The organism is Herbaspirillum sp. SJZ099 (genome assembly GCF_007828355.1).
Lineage (GTDB): Bacteria > Pseudomonadota > Gammaproteobacteria > Burkholderiales > Burkholderiaceae_D > Herbaspirillum.
On sequence record NZ_VIUO01000001.1, the window covers coordinates 719,322 to 736,870 of the forward strand.

Annotated in this window: 16 protein-coding genes; 15 read left to right on the forward strand and 1 reads right to left on the reverse strand. The window is 63.2% G+C overall.

Annotated features, from left to right (window positions below; genetic code table 11):
* Positions 1-73: 73 nt before the first annotated feature.
* The 11 genes from odhB to rlmD all read left to right on the forward strand — a co-directional run bounded on the left by odhB (position 74) and on the right by rlmD (position 13,465).
* Complete coding sequence (gene odhB, locus FB597_RS03145; RefSeq protein WP_144767998.1) at positions 74-1,300, forward strand: 2-oxoglutarate dehydrogenase complex dihydrolipoyllysine-residue succinyltransferase; 1,227 nt, start codon at positions 74-76, stop codon at positions 1,298-1,300.
* A gap of 212 nt (positions 1,301-1,512) precedes the next feature.
* Positions 1,513-2,940 (forward strand): dihydrolipoyl dehydrogenase, encoded by a 1,428-nt coding sequence (gene lpdA / locus FB597_RS03150; protein ID WP_144768000.1) that lies wholly within the window; start codon positions 1,513-1,515, stop codon positions 2,938-2,940.
* Positions 2,941-3,045: 105 nt separating this feature from the next.
* Positions 3,046-4,143, forward strand: a complete 1,098-nt coding sequence (zapE, locus tag FB597_RS03155; protein WP_141916262.1) for a cell division protein ZapE — start codon at positions 3,046-3,048, stop codon at positions 4,141-4,143.
* A complete protein-coding gene (locus FB597_RS03160) occupies positions 4,140-4,991 on the forward strand; it encodes a hypothetical protein (protein ID WP_370454627.1) in 852 nt (283 codons plus the stop codon). Before zapE ends, FB597_RS03160 begins: the two co-directional genes overlap by 4 nt.
* Positions 4,992-5,177: 186 nt before the next feature.
* Complete coding sequence (locus FB597_RS03165) at positions 5,178-5,384, forward strand: YdcH family protein (protein WP_141916264.1); 207 nt, start codon at positions 5,178-5,180, stop codon at positions 5,382-5,384.
* A gap of 191 nt (positions 5,385-5,575) precedes the next feature.
* On the forward strand, positions 5,576-7,678 hold the full coding sequence (locus FB597_RS03170; RefSeq protein WP_144768002.1) for an ATP-dependent DNA helicase: 2,103 nt from the start codon (positions 5,576-5,578) through the stop codon (positions 7,676-7,678).
* Positions 7,679-7,747: 69 nt separating this feature from the next.
* Positions 7,748-8,485, forward strand: coding sequence for a 5'/3'-nucleotidase SurE (gene surE / locus FB597_RS03175; RefSeq protein ID WP_141916268.1), 738 nt, complete (start codon positions 7,748-7,750; stop codon positions 8,483-8,485).
* Complete coding sequence (locus FB597_RS03180; RefSeq protein ID WP_144768003.1) at positions 8,482-9,483, forward strand: protein-L-isoaspartate(D-aspartate) O-methyltransferase; 1,002 nt, start codon at positions 8,482-8,484, stop codon at positions 9,481-9,483. Before surE ends, FB597_RS03180 begins: the two co-directional genes overlap by 4 nt.
* Before the next feature lie 263 nt (positions 9,484-9,746).
* The gene (locus FB597_RS03185; protein WP_144768005.1) at positions 9,747-10,709 is read left to right on the forward strand and encodes a peptidoglycan DD-metalloendopeptidase family protein; all 963 of its coding nucleotides are present in this window, start codon (positions 9,747-9,749) and stop codon (positions 10,707-10,709) included.
* A 197-nt stretch (positions 10,710-10,906) separates the two neighbouring features.
* Positions 10,907-11,929, forward strand: coding sequence for an RNA polymerase sigma factor RpoS (gene rpoS, locus FB597_RS03190; protein WP_144768007.1), 1,023 nt, complete (start codon positions 10,907-10,909; stop codon positions 11,927-11,929).
* Between the two features lie 174 nt (positions 11,930-12,103).
* Positions 12,104-13,465 (forward strand): 23S rRNA (uracil(1939)-C(5))-methyltransferase RlmD, encoded by a 1,362-nt coding sequence (rlmD, locus tag FB597_RS03195; protein WP_141916276.1) that lies wholly within the window; start codon positions 12,104-12,106, stop codon positions 13,463-13,465.
* A gap of 62 nt (positions 13,466-13,527) precedes the next feature.
* Here rlmD and FB597_RS03200 read toward each other — a convergent pair whose 3' ends face one another.
* On the reverse strand, positions 13,528-14,220 hold the full coding sequence (locus tag FB597_RS03200) for a Bax inhibitor-1/YccA family protein (protein ID WP_141916278.1): 693 nt from the start codon (positions 14,218-14,220) through the stop codon (positions 13,528-13,530).
* A 238-nt stretch (positions 14,221-14,458) separates the two neighbouring features.
* On the opposite strand from FB597_RS03200, the gene ndk reads away from it, so the two are divergent.
* The 4 genes from ndk to FB597_RS03220 all read left to right on the forward strand — a co-directional run bounded on the left by ndk (position 14,459) and on the right by FB597_RS03220 (position 17,549).
* A complete protein-coding gene (ndk, locus tag FB597_RS03205; RefSeq protein WP_141916280.1) occupies positions 14,459-14,884 on the forward strand; it encodes a nucleoside-diphosphate kinase in 426 nt (141 codons plus the stop codon).
* Between the two features lie 96 nt (positions 14,885-14,980).
* Positions 14,981-16,153 carry a 23S rRNA (adenine(2503)-C(2))-methyltransferase RlmN gene (gene rlmN, locus FB597_RS03210; protein WP_141916282.1) on the forward strand — a complete coding sequence of 391 codons (1,173 nt, stop codon included), beginning with the start codon at positions 14,981-14,983 and terminating at the stop codon, positions 16,151-16,153.
* A gap of 83 nt (positions 16,154-16,236) precedes the next feature.
* Positions 16,237-16,467 (forward strand): hypothetical protein, encoded by a 231-nt coding sequence (locus FB597_RS03215; protein ID WP_144768009.1) that lies wholly within the window; start codon positions 16,237-16,239, stop codon positions 16,465-16,467.
* Positions 16,467-17,549, forward strand: coding sequence for a helix-turn-helix domain-containing protein (locus tag FB597_RS03220; protein ID WP_144768011.1), 1,083 nt, complete (start codon positions 16,467-16,469; stop codon positions 17,547-17,549). Before FB597_RS03215 ends, FB597_RS03220 begins: the two co-directional genes overlap by 1 nt.

The following is a 17,549-nucleotide window of genomic DNA, read 5'->3' on the forward strand; positions in this document are numbered from 1 at the left end:
TGCAAACCAGGTGCGCTGCGAGGGTAGCGCGCCTGCGTTTCATTAAAACGAATTACCCGAATCGGAGAACTAAATGGCTCAAATCGAAGTAAAAGTCCCGCAATTATCAGAATCCGTCGCTGAAGCTACCCTGCTGCAGTGGCACAAGAAAGTGGGCGAACAAGTTGCACGCGACGAAAACCTGATCGACATCGAAACCGACAAGGTCGTGCTGGAACTGCCGGCCCCGGACGCAGGCGTGATCACCCAGATCATCAAGGCTGATGGCGCCACCGTCGTCGCCGGCGAAGTCATCGCCATCCTCGATACCGAAGCGTCGGCCCAAGCCGGCGCTCCTGCCGCCGCCGCCGCTGTGGCGCCGCAAGCCGCAGCGCCTGCCGCCGAACCTGCCAACAAGGGCAGCGTTGCCATGCCGGCCGCCGCCAAGCTGCTGGCCGACAACAACCTGTCGACTTCGCAAGTCACCGGCACCGGCAAGGATGGCCGCGTGACCAAGGGCGATGTGCTGGGCGCCCTGTCCGCACCGTCGGCAGCGCCTGCCGCAGCCGCCAAGCCGGCGCTGGCAGCAGTTGCCGCACCGGTGGCAGCCGGCCTGGAAAACCGTCCGGAACAGCGCGTGCCGATGAGCCGCCTGCGCGCCCGCGTGGCCGAGCGCCTGCTGCAATCGCAAGCGACCAACGCCATCCTGACCACCTTCAACGAAATCAACATGCAGCCGGTCATCGACCTGCGCAACAAGTACAAGGACAAGTTCGAGAAGGAACACGGCGTCAAGCTGGGCTTCATGTCCTTCTTCGTCAAGGCGGTGGTGCACGCGCTGAAGAAGTATCCGATCGTCAACGCTTCGGTTGACGGCAACGACATCGTCTACCACGGCTACTTCGACATCGGCGTGGCCGTCGGCTCGCCGCGCGGCCTGGTGGTTCCTGTCCTGCGCGACGCCGACCAGATGTCGATCGCCGACATCGAGAAGAAGATCGGCGAATTCGGCCAGAAGGCCAAGGACGGCAAGCTGTCGATCGAAGAACTGTCGGGCGGCACCTTCACCGTCTCCAACGGCGGCACCTTCGGCTCGATGCTGTCGACCCCGATCATCAACCCGCCGCAGTCGGCGATCCTGGGCATCCACGCCACCAAGGATCGCGCCGTGGTTGAGAACGGCCAGATCGTGATCCGTCCGATGAACTACTTCGCGCTGTCCTACGACCACCGCATCATCGACGGCCGTGAAGCCGTCCTGTCGCTGGTAGCGATCAAGGAAGCGCTGGAAGATCCCGCACGCCTCCTGCTCGATCTCTAATGACTGCCGGGCAGGCTACTGCGCGAACCGATCTCGCCGATGCGATGCTCGCCGTACTCCAGTACGGCTGCGCTTCTCTCGACGACCTCGGCTCGCTCGCTACGCCTGCCCGACAGCCCACAGAGCCGGATCGGCGCTGAAAACCTTTTCTTTTCAGCGCCTTTTTTGTATCCGCGGAATACATGTCCGCGATAGACAAGATTGGAAAAAACATGAGCAAGAATTTTGACGTGGTCGTCATCGGTGGCGGCCCTGGCGGTTACATCGCCGCCATCCGCGCAGCCCAGCTGGGTTTCAACACCGCTTGCATCGACGAGTGGAAGAACGAAAAGGGCGGCCCGGCGCCGGGCGGCACCTGCACCAACGTCGGTTGCATCCCGTCCAAGGCGCTGCTGCAATCGTCCGAGCACTATGAGCATGCCAGCCACGGTTTCGCCGAGCACGGCATCGAGGTCAAGGGCCTGGGCCTGAACCTGGACAAGATGCTGGGCCGCAAGAACACCGTGGTCAAGCAGAACAACGACGGCATCCTGTACCTGTTCAAGAAGAACAAGGTCGCCTTCTTCCACGGCCGCGGCTCCTTCGTCAAGGGCGACGCCAACGGCTATGAGATCAAGGTTGCGGGCGCGGCCGAAGAAACCGTCACCGCCAAGCACGTGATCGTCGCTACCGGTTCCAACGCCCGCGCATTGCCGGGCGTGCCATTCGACGAACAACTGATCCTGTCCAACACCGGCGCGCTGGCCATTACCGAAGTGCCGAAGAAACTGGGCGTGATCGGCGCCGGCGTGATCGGCCTGGAAATGGGCTCGGTATGGCGCCGCTTGGGCGCGGAAGTGACCGTGCTGGAAGCGCTGCCGGCATTCCTGGGCGCAGTCGATGAGCAGATCGCCAAGGAAGCGCAGAAGCTGCTGACCAAGCAAGGCCTGAACGTGAGCCTGGGCGTGAAGATCGGCGAGATCAAGGCGGGCAAGAAGGGCGTCACCGTCGAGTACACCGACAGCAAGGGCGACGCGCAAAAGGGCGAGTTCGACAAGCTGATCGTCTCCATCGGCCGCACCCCCAACACCATCGGCCTGAACGCCGAAGGCGTCGGCCTGAAGCTCGATGAACGCGGCTTCATCGCCGTCGACGGCGACTGCAAGACCAACCTGCCCAACGTGTGGGCGGTGGGCGACGTGGTGCGCGGCCCGATGCTGGCGCACAAGGCGGAAGAAGAAGGCGTTGCGGTGGCCGAGCGTATCGCCGGTCAGCACGGCCACGTCAACTTCAACACCATCCCCTGGGTCATCTACACCTCGCCGGAAATCGCCTGGGTCGGCAAGACCGAGCAGCAACTGAAGGCCGAAGGCGTGCAGTACAAGGCCGGCACCTTCCCGTTCCTGGCCAACGGCCGCGCACGCGCGCTGGGCGATACCTCGGGCATGGTCAAGTTCCTGGCCGATGCCAAGACCGATGAAATCCTGGGCGTGCACATCGTCGGCCCGATGGCGTCGGAGCTGATTGCCGAAGCCGTGGTCGCCATGGAGTTCCGCGCTTCTTCGGAAGACATCGCTCGTATCTGCCACGCCCACCCGTCGCTGTCCGAGGCGACCAAGGAGGCAGCGCTGGCGGTCGACAAGCGCGCGCTGAACTTCTGATGCGCGATCAATGCGACAATACGCCCCACGCGTATTGCTGAGCATTGATTTGTTGCTGCAATGGGCGAGCCTGGCTCGCCCATTTTTGTTTTAAGAGAATTTCCTATGGATGTCCGTCAATTCTACGAACACTCGCTGGCCGAGCGCGGCTATGGCTCGGATGAAGCGCAATTGCGCGCGATCGCCCGCTTGCAGCAGGCGTATGAGGAATGGGTGGCCTACAAGGCGCAGCGCGCGTCGGCCTTCAAGCGCCTGATCAGCCGGCCGGCGGTGCCGCGCGGCGTGTACATGTGGGGCGGGGTGGGGCGCGGCAAGTCGTTCCTGATGGACAGCTTCTATTCGGTGGTGCCGGTGGTGCGCAAGACGCGCCTGCATTTCCATGAATTCATGCGCGACGTGCACCGCCAGCTGGACGAATTGAAGGGCATTGCCGATCCGCTGGATGAGGTCGCCAAACGCATCGCCAAGAAGTACCGCCTGATCTGCTTCGACGAATTCCACGTCTCCGACATCGCCGATGCGATGATCCTCTACAACCTGCTCAAGGGCCTGTTCGACAACGGCGTGTCCTTCGTGATGACGTCCAACTACGAGCCGGGAACGCTGTACCCGGACGGCTTGCACCGCGACCGCATGCTGCCGACCATTGCGCTGCTCAAGGAAAAACTGGATGTCATGAACATCGACGCCGGCATCGACTACCGCAAGCGCGTGCTGGAGCAAGTCAAGGTCTATCACACGCCGCTCGGCGCGCAGACCGATGAAGAGCTGCGCCAGGCCTTCGCCGCCGTGGCCGAGACCGCCGACGAAGATCCGCGCGTGCATATCGAGGCGCGCGAAATCCGTGCGCTGCGCCGCGCCGGCAGCGCCATCTGGTTCGATTTCGCGACCTTGTGCGGCGGCCCGCGCTCGCAGAACGACTACCTGGAGCTGGCCAGCCAGTTCCAGACGGTGATCCTGTCCGGCATCCCGCGCATGTCGGCGGCGATGTCGTCGGAGGCACGCCGTTTCACCTGGTTGATCGACGTGTTCTACGACCACAAGGTCAAGCTGATCATGTCGGCGGCGGTGGAGCCGGACGAGCTTTACACCGTCGGTACCCTGTCCAATGAGTTTCACCGTACCGTTTCACGTATCATTGAGATGCAGTCGAAAGAGTATTTGGAGGCGGATCGCCGCATTGTGGCCGACCGGCTGTCATGAACCATACCAAGATGGGCAAGAATTACATGCAAGGTTTCTTCGCTGATGCCAATGGCGTTTCCCGTTTTCTTTGCGGCCTGGCGCTGATGCTGGGCGCCGGATGGAGTTCGGCGCAGACTGCCGCGCCCACGGATCGCCAGGCTCCTGCCGCGGGCCAGGCGCCCATGTCCAGGTCGGCATTGGAGGCGCTGGAGGCGCGCGCGCCGATTGCCGAGCGCTATCCGGCCGGCTCGATCAAATCCCGCGAGGTCGCGGAAAAGGCATTGGCCGAGGCGGCTCAGGACCGGGATGCGCTCGGCGTGCGCTACATCGTCGACCAGCGCGCCTGCTATCAAAAGTTCCTGGTGACGTCCTGCCTGGAAGACGCCAAGGAGCGCAAGCGGATGGCTGAAAGCCGCATCAAGCAGGTGGAGATCGAAGCCAACACCTACCAGCGCCAGGCGAATGTGGACGAGCGCGACGAGGCCCTGGCCGAACAGCGCAAGAAGGACCAAGAGGACTCCGCGCGCCGCCTGCAGGAACAGAAGCAGAAAGAAGCCGATTCCGCGCGCAAGGTGCAGGATAGCGACGCCAAGCGCCAGCAGGTGCAACAGCGCATCGACCAAAGCCAGGGGCAGCCGGCGGACTACCGTATCCGGGAGCATGAGGCCAGGATGCGGCAGCAACAGGCGGAAGAAGCGGCCCGCGCGCCCGAACGCGCAGCCAATGCGGCCGCCCGCGAGCAGCGCATCAAGGAGGCGGAAGCCCATCGCCTGGAGGTGGAGCGCAAGAAGGCCGAGAACGAGCGCGAGCGCGCCGAACGCAAAAAGCGCGAAGCGCAATCCGGGACGCCGCCTGCTGCCAAGTAAGGGCGTCGCCGCCACGGGCGATTGTTGGCGCGACAGGGCTGGATTACACTAGGGCCTGTCAGCATTTACAGGCATTGTTAACAGGCCCCAGCACTCATTTCCCCGGAAGCAAGGTCGGGCCGCGCGTTGACAGCGTATCGGCCGCCGCTTCCGGCCTGAAGCCAGATACGCATTCAGCCATTCATTATGACCAGCACGCATCGCGAAGACATCCAGCGCCGTATCATCGAACTCGAGGTCGAACACCGCGACCTCGACAGTGTGATCGACTTGCTCATGCGCGATCCGCGTGCGGAAGACCTCCAGTTGCGTCGCCTGAAGAAGCGCAAGCTGCAACTGAAGGATCATATTTCCCTGCTGAAGATGCAGCTGGTTCCCGATATTCCGGCGTAATCCCGTTGCCTTCGGCGCGCCGGCTCCGCCATATTTTGATCCGGACATCAGGCCGGCATACCGATACGGCTTGCCGCGCCGACTCCGCGTAAAATAGCGGGTTATAGTGGCTTATCGCGGTTTGCCTTGTTTGGCATCCTTGGTCCGGCCAATCCGCGATTCCGTTTTTTCATCCCTACAGGTTTGCTGCAGTGAGCGCTCAAGAAGATACCGCCGTATCGGAAACACCAGGTATCCATGATGCCGAGATCGAACAGCTGTTCGGCGCCGGAGGGGCGCTGGGCGGCGCCGTCGGCAGCTACCGGCCGCGCCATTCGCAAACGGCAATGGCCAAGGCGATCGCCTCGGCCATTGCCAACCGGGGAACCTTGATCGCCGAGGCCGGCACCGGCACCGGCAAGACCTTCGCCTACCTGGTTCCGGCATTGCTATGGGGCGGCAAGGTGATCGTCTCCACCGGCACCAAGACGCTGCAGGACCAGCTTTACACGCGCGACATCCCGACCGTGCGCAAAGCCCTGCAGGCGCCGGTTTCGGTCGCGCTGCTGAAGGGGCGCTCCAATTACGTCTGCCATTTCCACCTTGAGCGCACGCTGCAAAACGGCCGCCTGACCGCGCGCGAGGATGTCGGCTATCTGCGCGAGATCTCGCGCTTCATGAAAACCACGTCTTCAGGCGACAAGGCCGAACTGACCAAGGTGCCCGAGACGGCGTCGGTCTGGAACCTGGTCACCTCCACCCGCGATACCTGCTTCGGCTCCGAATGCCAGTATTACCAGGATTGTTTCGTGATGAAGGCGCGCAAGGAGGCCCAGCAGGCCGATGTGGTGGTGGTCAACCACCATTTGTTCTTCGCCGACGTGGCCTTGAAGGACACCGGCATCGCCGAGTTGCTGCCGGCGGCCAATACGGTGATTTTCGACGAGGCGCACCAGTTGCCCGAAACGGCCACGCTGTTCTTCGGCGATACTGTGTCGACCTCGCAGGTGCTGGAGCTGTGCCGCGACGTGCTGGCCGAAGGCTTGTCGCACGCGCGGGACGGCGCCGACTGGGCGCGCCTGGTGGCGCCGGTGGAACGTGCCGCGCGCGACCTGCGACTGGCTTTCCCGGAAGACTCGGTGCGCCTGGCGCTCAACCAGATCGCCGCATCCAGCGTGTTCTTCCCCGCCCTGGATACGCTCAAGGATTGTATGGGCGACATGATCGCCGTGCTGGAAAAGCAGGCCGAACGCGCCGAAACCATCCAGCAATGCCGCGACCGCGCCAACGAGATCCTGCGCCAGCTGGAAAACTGGAACGTCTTGCCGGGGGCGGCGCCGACCAAGCCGGCAGCGGACAAGCCGGGCAAGGAGGAGGCCGGGACGGAGGCGCCTCAGGAGAAGCAGTTCTATGTGCAATGGGTGGAGGCGTATTCGTCTTCGCTGCAGTTGCATCGTACGCCGCTGTCGATCGCGCCGATCTTCAACAAGCAGCGCGAAAGCACGCCGCGTTCCTGGATTTTCACGTCGGCCACGCTGGCGGTGAAGCGCGACTTCAACCACTATGCCTCCCAGATGGGCTTGTGGAATGAGCCGGCCCAGTCCTGGCCCAGCCCGTTCGACTACGAGCAGCAGGGCATCTTGTATGTGCCGCAACATCTGCCGCAGCCCAATTCTTTCGAGTACACCGACGCCGTCATCGATGCCGCTTTGCCCATCATCGAAGCCGCCGGCGGTCGCTGTTTCTTCCTGTGCACCACGCTGCGCGCGGTCAACCGCGCCGCCGAGCGCCTGCGGGCCGAGTTCGAGGCGCGCCAGCTGCCTTACCCGCTGTTCGTACAGGGCGAGGCCGGGCGCACCGAATTGCTGGATCGTTTCCGGGCCGCCGGTAATGGCGTGCTGATCGGCAGCCAGAGTTTCTGGGAGGGCGTGGACGTGCGCGGCGATGCGCTTTCGCTGGTGATCATCGACAAGCTGCCATTTTCGCCGCCGGACGATCCGGTGCTGGCCGCGCGCATTGCCGAAATGGAAAAGCAGGGCTTGAACGGTTTCGTGCACCACCAGTTGCCGGCCGCCATCATCAACCTCAAGCAGGGGGCAGGGCGCCTGATCCGCGATGAAGGCGATCGCGGCGTGCTGATGATCTGCGATCCCCGCATCATCAGCAAAAACTACGGCCGCCGCATCTGGCAGAGCCTGCCCCCGTTCAAGCGGACCCGCGAGGCTGCTGTCGTGCAGGAATTCTTCCGCCAGCAGGCGGCTTCCCGCGCCGAGGAACAGGCCGCGGCGTCACAGCCCGAGCCCGACCTGGCTTGAGCCGGCACGCGCGATGTTGTCTGCCGTATCGCGGATTTTTATCTCCGGCCTTCGGTTAAAATGCAGCCAATGAAAATCCTCATCAGCAACGACGATGGCTACCTCGCGCCAGGCATCAACGCCTTGGCCGAAGTGCTTGCGCCCATCGCCGATATCACTGTCGTGGCGCCGGACAGCAACCGTTCCGGCAGCTCCAATTCGCTCACCCTGGATCGCCCGCTCTGGGTGGAACAAGCCGCTAATGGCTTCTACTATCTGAACGGCACGCCCTCCGATTGCGTCCATGTGGCGCTGACCGGATTGCTCAAGGAACGGCCCGACCTGATCGTCTCCGGCATCAACCAGGGCCAGAACATGGGTGACGATACGTTGTACTCGGGAACGGTCGCTGCGGCGACCGAAGGTTTCCTGTTCGGCATCCCTTCGATCGCCTTTTCGCAGTTGCACAAGGGGTGGGCCGAGCTGAAGGCGGCCGCGCGCATTGCGCGCGAAGTGGTCGAGCGCCAGTTCGACGCGTTGCCCAAGCCTTACCTGCTGAACGTGAATATCCCCAATCTTCCCTATGAAGAATTGAAGGGGTGCGTGGCTACGCGCCTGGGCAAGCGCCACATGTCCGAGCCGGTGCACAAGCTGGTCGATCCGCATGGGCGCGACCTGTATTGGATCGGTCCGGCGGGCGCGGCCAAGGATGCCGGCGAGGGCACCGATTTCCATGCGACATCGAACGGCTATGTCTCGATCACCCCGTTGCAGATCGACCTGACCCACCGCGCCCAACTGGACAACCTGAAGAAAGCGCTTGCATGAGCGACAAGCAGAGCCGCTTTCCGCTGAGCCTGTCTTCGGTGGTGGACAAGAAAAAGAACGGCGCCGCTTCCGCCAAGACGGTGGCCAATGGCGCGCGCGCGCAAGCCACCACGCAGACTGCAGCCAAGAATGCGGCGCTGTCTTCGCAGCGGGCCGAACGTGGCGCGCCCAAGCCGCTCAATCCGGTGCAGCAAGGGCTGTCGCAGGCGTTGCGTTCACAGCCGTCGCCGCTGCCGGCAGCCTCCAGGCCGCAGACGCCGGCACAGCCGCTGTTGAGCGCCGCTCCGGCGCCCAGGACGGCGGTCGGGAATGTGATGACGGTCACCCAGACCAACAATTCCAGCCATGCATCGCCGCTGGCGTCGGAAGCCGTGCGCCGTGCGATGGTGGCGCGCGTGGCCAAGCAAGGCGTGGCCGACGCCAAGGTGCTGGCGGCGCTGGAGGCGGTGCCGCGCCATATGTTCGTCGAACCGGGGCTGGCCAGCCAGGCATATATCGATGCCTCCTTGCCGATTGGCCACCACCAGACCATTTCCCAGCCTTACATCGTGGCGCGCATGATAGAGATCATGCGCCAGAACCGCCACGGCGGCAGGCTTGACCGCGTGCTGGAAATCGGCACCGGCTGCGGCTACCAGGCGGCGGTGTTGTCGCGGGTGGCGGGGGAGGTGTATTCGATCGAACGCATCAAGCCGCTGCATGAACTGGCCAAGAACAACCTGCGGCCGCTGAGGATTGCAAATATCCGCTTGCATTACGGAGATGGTATGCTTGGCTTGCCTCAAGTGGCGCCGTTCGACGGCATCATTCTGGCGGCCGCAGGCCTTGAGGTGCCGCAAGCTTTGCTGGAACAACTGGCCGTGGGCGGCCGCCTGGTGGCGCCGGTAGGCGCGCGCCAGCAAGTGCTGGAGCTGATCGAACGCGTAGACCGCTACGAATGGCGCCGCACGACCATGGAACAATGCCATTTCGTGCCGTTGCGGCCGGGAACGGTATAGGGCGGGGCAGGCGCATCGCCACCCCTGTTGGCTCGTTATAGGATGGATTGGCGCCGGTATCAAGATCTGCAACGGATTGCCGAAACAGGCATGAGGCAGGAGGCGGCAAGTATCATGGAGCAAAGGCATGGTGCAGTCTGGCAATGATGGCGAAGTGGCAAGGCGGCCGGCAAACGGGCGGTCGCGGCTTGCGTTTCCCCTGGATGAACTTCTCACGCTGGCCGTAGGTCAACCAGCGTTGTACAAAAATTTAATGTAAGAGCATGAAGAAAATTCGTTTGGCTGTGCTGGGGAGTGTCGTCGGGATTTTGGCTGCTTGCAGCTCGACGCCCAATCAGCAGGCGCCGGTTGTCGAGCGCACCAGCAGCGGCAAACCGGCGGAAGCCGCGTCGGCAGCAGCGCCTGCTGCGGCGCCGGCCGGGCGCGGTTACTACACGGTGAAGAAGGGCGACACCCTTTATCGCATCGCGCTTGAGGCTGGCCAAAGCTATCGCGACATCGTCGCCTGGAACAACCTGAGCAACCCGAACGACATCAAGGTCGACCAGGTGTTGCGCGTGGCGCCGCCCGACGGCGCAGGCGGCCAGGCCCAGACTGCGGCGGTGGCGCCGGTGCCGGCCTCGGGGATCGAAGTCAAGCCGCTGGGCGCGCCCGGTGCGGCGACGCCGGCCGCGGCTGCGGCCGGGGTGTCGAACAAGACCGGCCCGCGCGGCGACAAGCGGGCTTATTCGGAAAGCGCATTGGCGGAACTGGAGAAGCCGGACACGGCGGCTGCGCCGGCCGCAACGGCGCCTGCGGCGCCGGCCAAGGCCGAGCCTGCGCACCCCGCGGAGAAGCCGGTGCCGGTGGCGACCGATGACGAAGGAGTGTCCTGGATGTGGCCGGCCGAAGGCAAGGTGGTCGGCACTTTCGACGGCGGCAAGAAGGGCCTGGACATTGCAGGCAAATCCGGCCAGCCGGTGCTGGCTGCCGGCGCGGGCAAGGTCATGTATGCCGGCAGCGGCATCCGCGGCTACGGCAACCTGGTGATCATCAAGCATACGAACAACCTGTTGTCGGCCTATGCGCACAACAAGGCCATCCTGGTCAAGGAAGGACAAAGCGTCACCAAGGGGCAGAGGATCGCCGAGATGGGCAACTCCGACAGCGACAGCGTGAAGTTGCACTTTGAAATCCGTCAACAGGGCAAGCCTGTCGATCCTGCGAAATACTTGCCGCCACGTTAGGGCGTGTCATGAACGATTTCGGCTCCCGCATCCGGATCGGAGTGGATGCAGTACAAGGCGCGCCGGAACGTTCAGGGCAGTCCCGGGACGGGGCGCCGGTGGCCTTGCTCCAGCGGCCACGGTACGTCCGCGCCTTGCATGCGGCCCCGTTCCGGGGCGGCGCGGGAACTGAAACGGTTCATCACACGCTCTAGCACATGACAAGCAATCGCCGCGATCACTTGCCAGACCAGGACCCTCCCAGCGAGGATATTGACGACCCCATCGAGGAGGTCGATGAGCCGGAAGTGACCGATGGCGACCCAACTGCCGCCGTGGAACAGCAGCAGGAGCCGGCGGTGGCCGAAGGTGTGGACGAGCTCAAGAAGGTGCTCGCCGCCGAACTGTCCACCGACACTACCCAGCACTACCTCAACAAGATCGGCGCCAAGCCGTTGCTGAGCGCGGCCGAGGAGCTGCACTACGCCACCCTGGCCAAGCAGGGCGAGTTCATCGCGCGGCAGAAGATGATCGAGCACAACCTGCGGCTGGTGGTATCCATCGCCAAGCATTACATCAACCGCGGCGTGGCCTTGCTGGACCTGATCGAGGAGGGCAATCTCGGTCTCATGCGCGCCATCGACAAGTTCGAACCCGAGCGCGGCTTCCGTTTTTCGACCTATGCGACCTGGTGGATACGCCAGAGCATCGAACGCGCCATCATGAACCAGGCGCGCACCGTGCGCCTGCCGGTGCATATGGTGCGCGAGCTGAACCAGATCCTGCGCGCCAAGTACCACCTGGAGGCCCAGCAGCACAATGGCCGCGACGCCAGCGTCGAAGATATCGCCCACCTGGTCGAACGGCCGGTGGAGGAGGTGCAGGACGTGCTGGCCTTGTCCGAGCATGCGGCATCCCTGGATACGCCGTTGGACAACGATCCGCAAGCCAGCTTGATGGACCTGCTGCCCAGCGCGGTGGAGGAGCATCCCGACAGTCGCGCCGAGAGCCATGAAATGGCGATCCTGATCCGGGAGTGGCTCAAGAGCCTGTCGGAAAAACAGCGCGTGATCGTGGCGCGCCGCTTCGGCCTGGATAACGACGATCCTTCCACGTTGGAGCAGCTTGCGGGCGAAATGGGCATCACCCGCGAGCGGGTGCGCCAGGTGCAGCAGGAGGCGCTGGTCAAGCTGAAACGGCTGCTGGCGTCGCGCGGGGTCAACCGCGACGCCTTGTTCTGAGCCGCATTCCCGGTCACTCTATGCGCCCGCCGGCGGCGCGCCATCCCGATTCCTTGCGCCGGGCGCGCATCGCGCTTCCCTCCGGCTGCCGGATCGCGGACAATATCGCTTTTGTTTTCTGGCAGCGGACAATTGGAGCGCATGGCGCTTCGGTCCCACCCTGCGGTTTCCTTCATGCAACAAGACATCATCATTGAAATCAAGTCGCTCGATATGGACGGGCGCGGCGTCGGCCATCTTCAAAACGAGGACGGCACCCAAGGCAAGGTGATCTTCGTCGAGGGCGCCTTGCCCGGCGAACTGGTCAGCTTCGAATCCTTCCGCAGAAAACCCAAGTGGGAAGCCGCCACCATGACGGCGCTGCACCGCGAATCCTCGCTGCGGGTCAAACCGCGCTGCGATTATTTCGGCACGTGCGGCGGCTGCGCCATGCAGCACCTGGAGCCGTCCGCGCAGGTGGCGATGAAGCAGCGGGTACTGGAAGACAATCTTTGGCATCTTGGCAAGACCAAGGCCGAAACCATGCTGCGCCCGATCTACGGGCCGACCTGGGGTTATCGTTACCGCGCCCGCATCTCGGTGCGCCATGTGGCCAAGAAAGGCGGCATGCTGGTGGGTTTCCATGAAAAGCGCTCGTCCTTCATCGCCGACATGAAGACTTGCGAGATCCTGCCGCCCAATGTCTCGGCGTTGCTGGTGCCGCTGCGCGAACTGATTGCCGGCCTGTCGATCCGCGACCGCTTGCCGCAAATCGAGCTGGCGGTGGGCGAGGGCGATGACGGCGCCAAGGTCACGGTACTGGTGTTGCGCATCATGGAGGCGCTGAGTGCGGCCGATGAGGTCAGCCTGAAGGCGTTTGCCGACCTGCATAAGATCGAATGGTGGCTGCAGACCAAGGGGCCGGATACGGCCGCGCCTTACTATCCGGCGCAATCGAAGCTGCAATACACGCTGCCGGAATTCGGCATCCGCATGCCGTTCAAGCCGACCGATTTCACCCAGGTCAATCACCAGATCAACCGAGTCCTGGTGGCGCGGGCATTGCGCCTGCTGGATGTGCAGCCGCAAGACCGCGTGGCCGACCTGTTCTGCGGCCTGGGCAATTTCACGCTGCCGCTGGCCACGCAGGCGCGCGAGGTGGTAGGGATCGAAGGCAGCACCGCGCTGACCGAGCGCGCGCTGGACAACGCCAAGGTCAACGGCGTGGATGGCAAGACGACGTTTTACTGCCGCAACCTGTTCGAGGCCAAGCCCGAGGATTTCGTGGCGCTGGGCAAGTTCGACCGCATGCTGGTCGACCCGCCGCGGGAAGGCGCGATGGAGGTGTGCAAGGCGCTGGTCGAGCTGCCGCCGGAGCAGCAGCACCTCAAGCCCAGGCGCATCGTCTACGTTTCGTGCAACCCGGCTACGCTGGCGCGCGACGCGGGGGTGCTGGTGCATCTGGGGGGCTATGCATTGAAGTATGCCGGGGTGGTCAACATGTTCCCGCATACGGCCCACGTCGAATCGATCGCGGTATTCGATCTGCCGGCGTAAGTTGTTGTCGATCCAACAAAAAAAGCCGGCTTGCGCCGGCTTTTCCGTATTGGGCAGGGGCTTCAGTCGCGGTTGCCGCCCAGGATGCCCAGGATCGACAGCAAGTTCACGAAGACGTTGTAGACGTCCAGGTAAATCGCCAGCGTCGCCGAGATGTAGTTGGTCTCGCCGCCGTTGACCACGCGTTGCACATCGAACAGGATGTAGGCCGAGAAGATGGCGATGGCAATGGCCGAAATGGCCAGTTGCAGCGCGGGCATGTGCAGGAAGATATTGGCCACCGACGCCACCAGGATCACCAGCACGCCGGCGAACAGGAATTTGCCCATGCCGGAGAAGTCGCGCTTGGAAACGGTGGCGATGGTCGCCATGCCGCCGAAGATGACCGCGGTGCCGCCGAAGGCCGTCATGATCAGCGCGCCGCCGTTGGAAAAGCCCAGCGTGAACTCGATCAGGCGCGACAGCATCAGCCCCATGAAGAAGGTGAAGCCCAGCAGCACGACTACGCCCAGGCCGGAATTCTTGGTCTTTTCAATGGCATAGAAGAAACCGAAGGCGATTGCCAGAAACAGCACGAAGCCGATCATCGGGCTGCCGGCGAACAGGCTGAAATGCAGCTGCACGCCCAGCCAGGCGCCCAGCACGGTTGGGATCATCGACAGCGCCAGCAGCCAGTAGGTGTTGCGCAGCACGCGGTTGCGAGTGGCCAGGCCCACGGTCGAATGGCCGAAAGTCGTATCCAGATGTTGGTTCATTTGTCCTCCGATTGCGTTGAAATGCGAGTGACAGCATAGCACGGCGCGTCCTGCTTAAGACAGGCGGCCGGACGTTGAAGTTCGAGCCGGCGCTGGATATATGGCAGAAAATCAAGCGTAAAGGCCGTCTGCAAGCCTCGAATTGCCATGCCAGTTGATGGTTTCATGCTAAAATACAAGGTTCATTGGATTATCAATTATTGGCTTTAAGCCATTATTTTTATTGGAGTTTTTTCTCATGGCAATTCAACGCACCCTGTCGATCATCAAGCCGGACGCTGTGGCTAAGAACGTGATCGGCCAGATCTACACCCGTTTCGAAAACGCCGGCCTGAAGATCATCGCCGCGCGCATGGCCCAACTGTCGCGCGCTGAAGCCGAAGGTTTCTATGCCGTGCACCGCGAGCGTCCTTTCTTCAAGGACCTGGTGGACTTCATGGTGTCCGGCCCGGTCGTGATCCAGGTGCTGGAAGGCGAAGGCGCCATCCTGAAGAACCGCGACCTGATGGGCGCGACCGATCCGAAGAAGGCCGAGAAGGGCACCATCCGCGCCGACTTCGCCGACTCCATCGACGCCAACGCCGTGCACGGTTCGGACGCCGAAGAAACCGCCAAGGTCGAAATCGCTTATTTCTTCCCGGCACTGAACGTCTATTCGCGTTAATCTGTTCCTGTTTTTGATCGGTTTTCCGGATTTGGGCGGAAACCGGCGCAGCGGTTCTTGCCGCGCCTTTCCGTTCAGCTCCCAGCCGAAGGCATCATGACTACAGCTCTCACCAACCTGCTGGATATGGATCCCGCGCAACTCGTCGCTTATTGCGGCGAGTTGGGTGAGAAGCCGTTTCGCGCCAAGCAATTGCAACGATGGATACACCAGTTCGGCGTCGCTGATTTCGATCAGATGACCGATCTGGCCAAATCGTTGCGCGACAAGCTGAAGACCCGCGCCGAAGTGCGTGCGCCGGCCATCATCAGCGACCACACTTCCACCGACGGCACCCGCAAGTGGCTGGTGGACGTGGGCCAGGGCAATGCGGTGGAAACCGTGTTCATCCCCGAAGAAAACCGCGGCACGCTATGCATTTCCACGCAGGCGGGCTGCGCAGTCAATTGCCGGTTCTGCTCGACCGGCAAGCAGGGCTTCAACCGCAATCTCAGCGTGGCCGAAATCATCGGCCAGCTGTGGATGGCGGAATTCGAGCTGCGCAAGACCAAGGGCATCGAAGGCGGCCCCAAGGGCGAGCGCCAGATCACCAACGTGGTGATGATGGGCATGGGCGAGCCCCTGCTCAACTTCGAACCGACCGTCACCGCGCTGCGGCTGATGCTGGACGACAATGCCTACGGCTTGTCGCGCCGCCGCGTGACGCTGTCGACTTCCGGCGTGGTGCCGATGATCGACAAGCTGGCGCAGGAATGCCCGGTGGCGTTGGCGGTGTCGCTGCACGCTTCCAACGATGCGCTGCGCGATGGGCTCATTCCCCTGAACCGCAAGCATCCGCTGCGCGAACTGATGGCGGCGTGCCAGCGCTACCTCGAATTCGCCCCGCGCGACTTCATTACTTTCGAATACTGCATGCTGGACGGCGTCAACGACAGCGATACCAATGCCCGCGAGCTGGTGGAGCTGGTGACGCAGGGCGATACCGCCATCCCATGCAAATTCAACCTGATTCCCTTCAATCCCTTCCCCGAGTCGGGATTGAAGCGTTCGCATAACCCGCGCATCAAGGCGTTCGCGCAGATCCTGATGGATGCGGGCATCGTCACCACCATCCGCAAGACGCGCGGCGACGATATCGATGCCGCCTGCGGGCAACTGGCGGGCGAGGTCAAGGATCGCACCCGCGTGCAGGAGCGCATGCAGAAGATGGCGGAGTACCAGGGCAAGTTCGGCAAGGATTTCGGCCGCATCGTGGAGATCACCGGGTGACGGCAGGTTTGCTGAATGTTTCGCTCAGCCGTCCCATCCGATCCGCCGCTACAGGCGCGACAGTGTCATCGACGCGCTTGGGGATGTGGTTTGCCGTTGTCTCCGCAAGGACGCCGGCGGCGCGCTTTTTGGCCGTTGCCGGGCGTCCTTTTGTATTTGTTGTTCAAGGTTTTTACGTGCGCCGCATGCTTCATGCGGCGCGCGCTGCAATTGTCGAATTCCCGGGAGGGGCGCAGCGAGCATTGCGCCGGGACGCTCCAGAAGAATCCGGCATGGGCCGGTTTAAAAAAAGTTTTTCCATGTGGAGCATTTGATGAGTGATCAACAAATGAACGAAGTGCCTTTGCCGCAGGAAGGCGTTCAGCCTTCGCCCGCTCCCGCGTTGCCCTTGCCGGGCGCCGTGCTGGCTGCGCAGCGGCAGAAGAAGGGGTGGTCGGTGGAGCAGGTCGCCAGTCTGGTCAAGCTGGCGCCGCGCCAGATCCAGGCGATCGAGGCGGACAACTATTCGGTCTTGCCGGGCCTGGCCGTGGCGCGCGGTTTTGTGCGCAGCTATGCCAAGGCATTGGGGCTGGATGCCAATGAGGTGATCGCTGGCATGCCGCAGGAGTCGCCGGTGGCGCAGCGCGACCACATCGTGCCGCAGTATTCGCTGTCGACGCCGTTTTCCGAGGCGCCTTTGCCGGCGATGATGGGCGGCCGGGGCAACACTTCCGCGGCGGCGGTGATCATCGGCGCGCTGGTGGTGGCCGTGGCGGCCGGCGCGGCCGCCGTGCGCTGGACCGATGTGGCCGACAATGTGCCGCAATTGGCGTGGCTCAAGGCGCACCCGGCGGATTCCTCGGCCGTGCCGGAGGCCGCATCCGCTCCGGATGCGAATGCCGCGGATGGCCCGGGTTCGGAGACCCCGGTCAATGCCCGCGTGGAAACGATCGCGCCCGCGTCCGGCGATAGCGCCGACAAGACGGCCAATGCGGCGCCGGTGGAGCAGGCCAAGGCTGCGCCGGTCGTGCCGTCAACGCCATCGGCATCGGTGCCGGCAAGTACGCCGCCTGGAACGGGGGCGCCGGCGGCTGCAGCCGCAGCCGCGGCAACTGGCCAGCCGGCGTCGGCGCAGGCAACTGCCGCAGCAGAGCCGCCTGGATTGCATATCGTCAACAGCAAGGATCTGTTGCGGCTGACCTTCCGCGAGGATTCGTGGGTGGAGATCCGCCGCGCGGACAAGACCACGCTGATTTCGCGCCTGCTCAAGGCGGGAACCACTGAAGCATTCGACATATCGGATGCTGCAATGCTGGTGGTCGGCAACGCCGCCGGTGTCGACGCCACGTTGCGCGGCCAGCCGCTGGACCTGAAACCTGCAAACGGCAGCAATGTCGCACGTTTGAATTTGAATTGA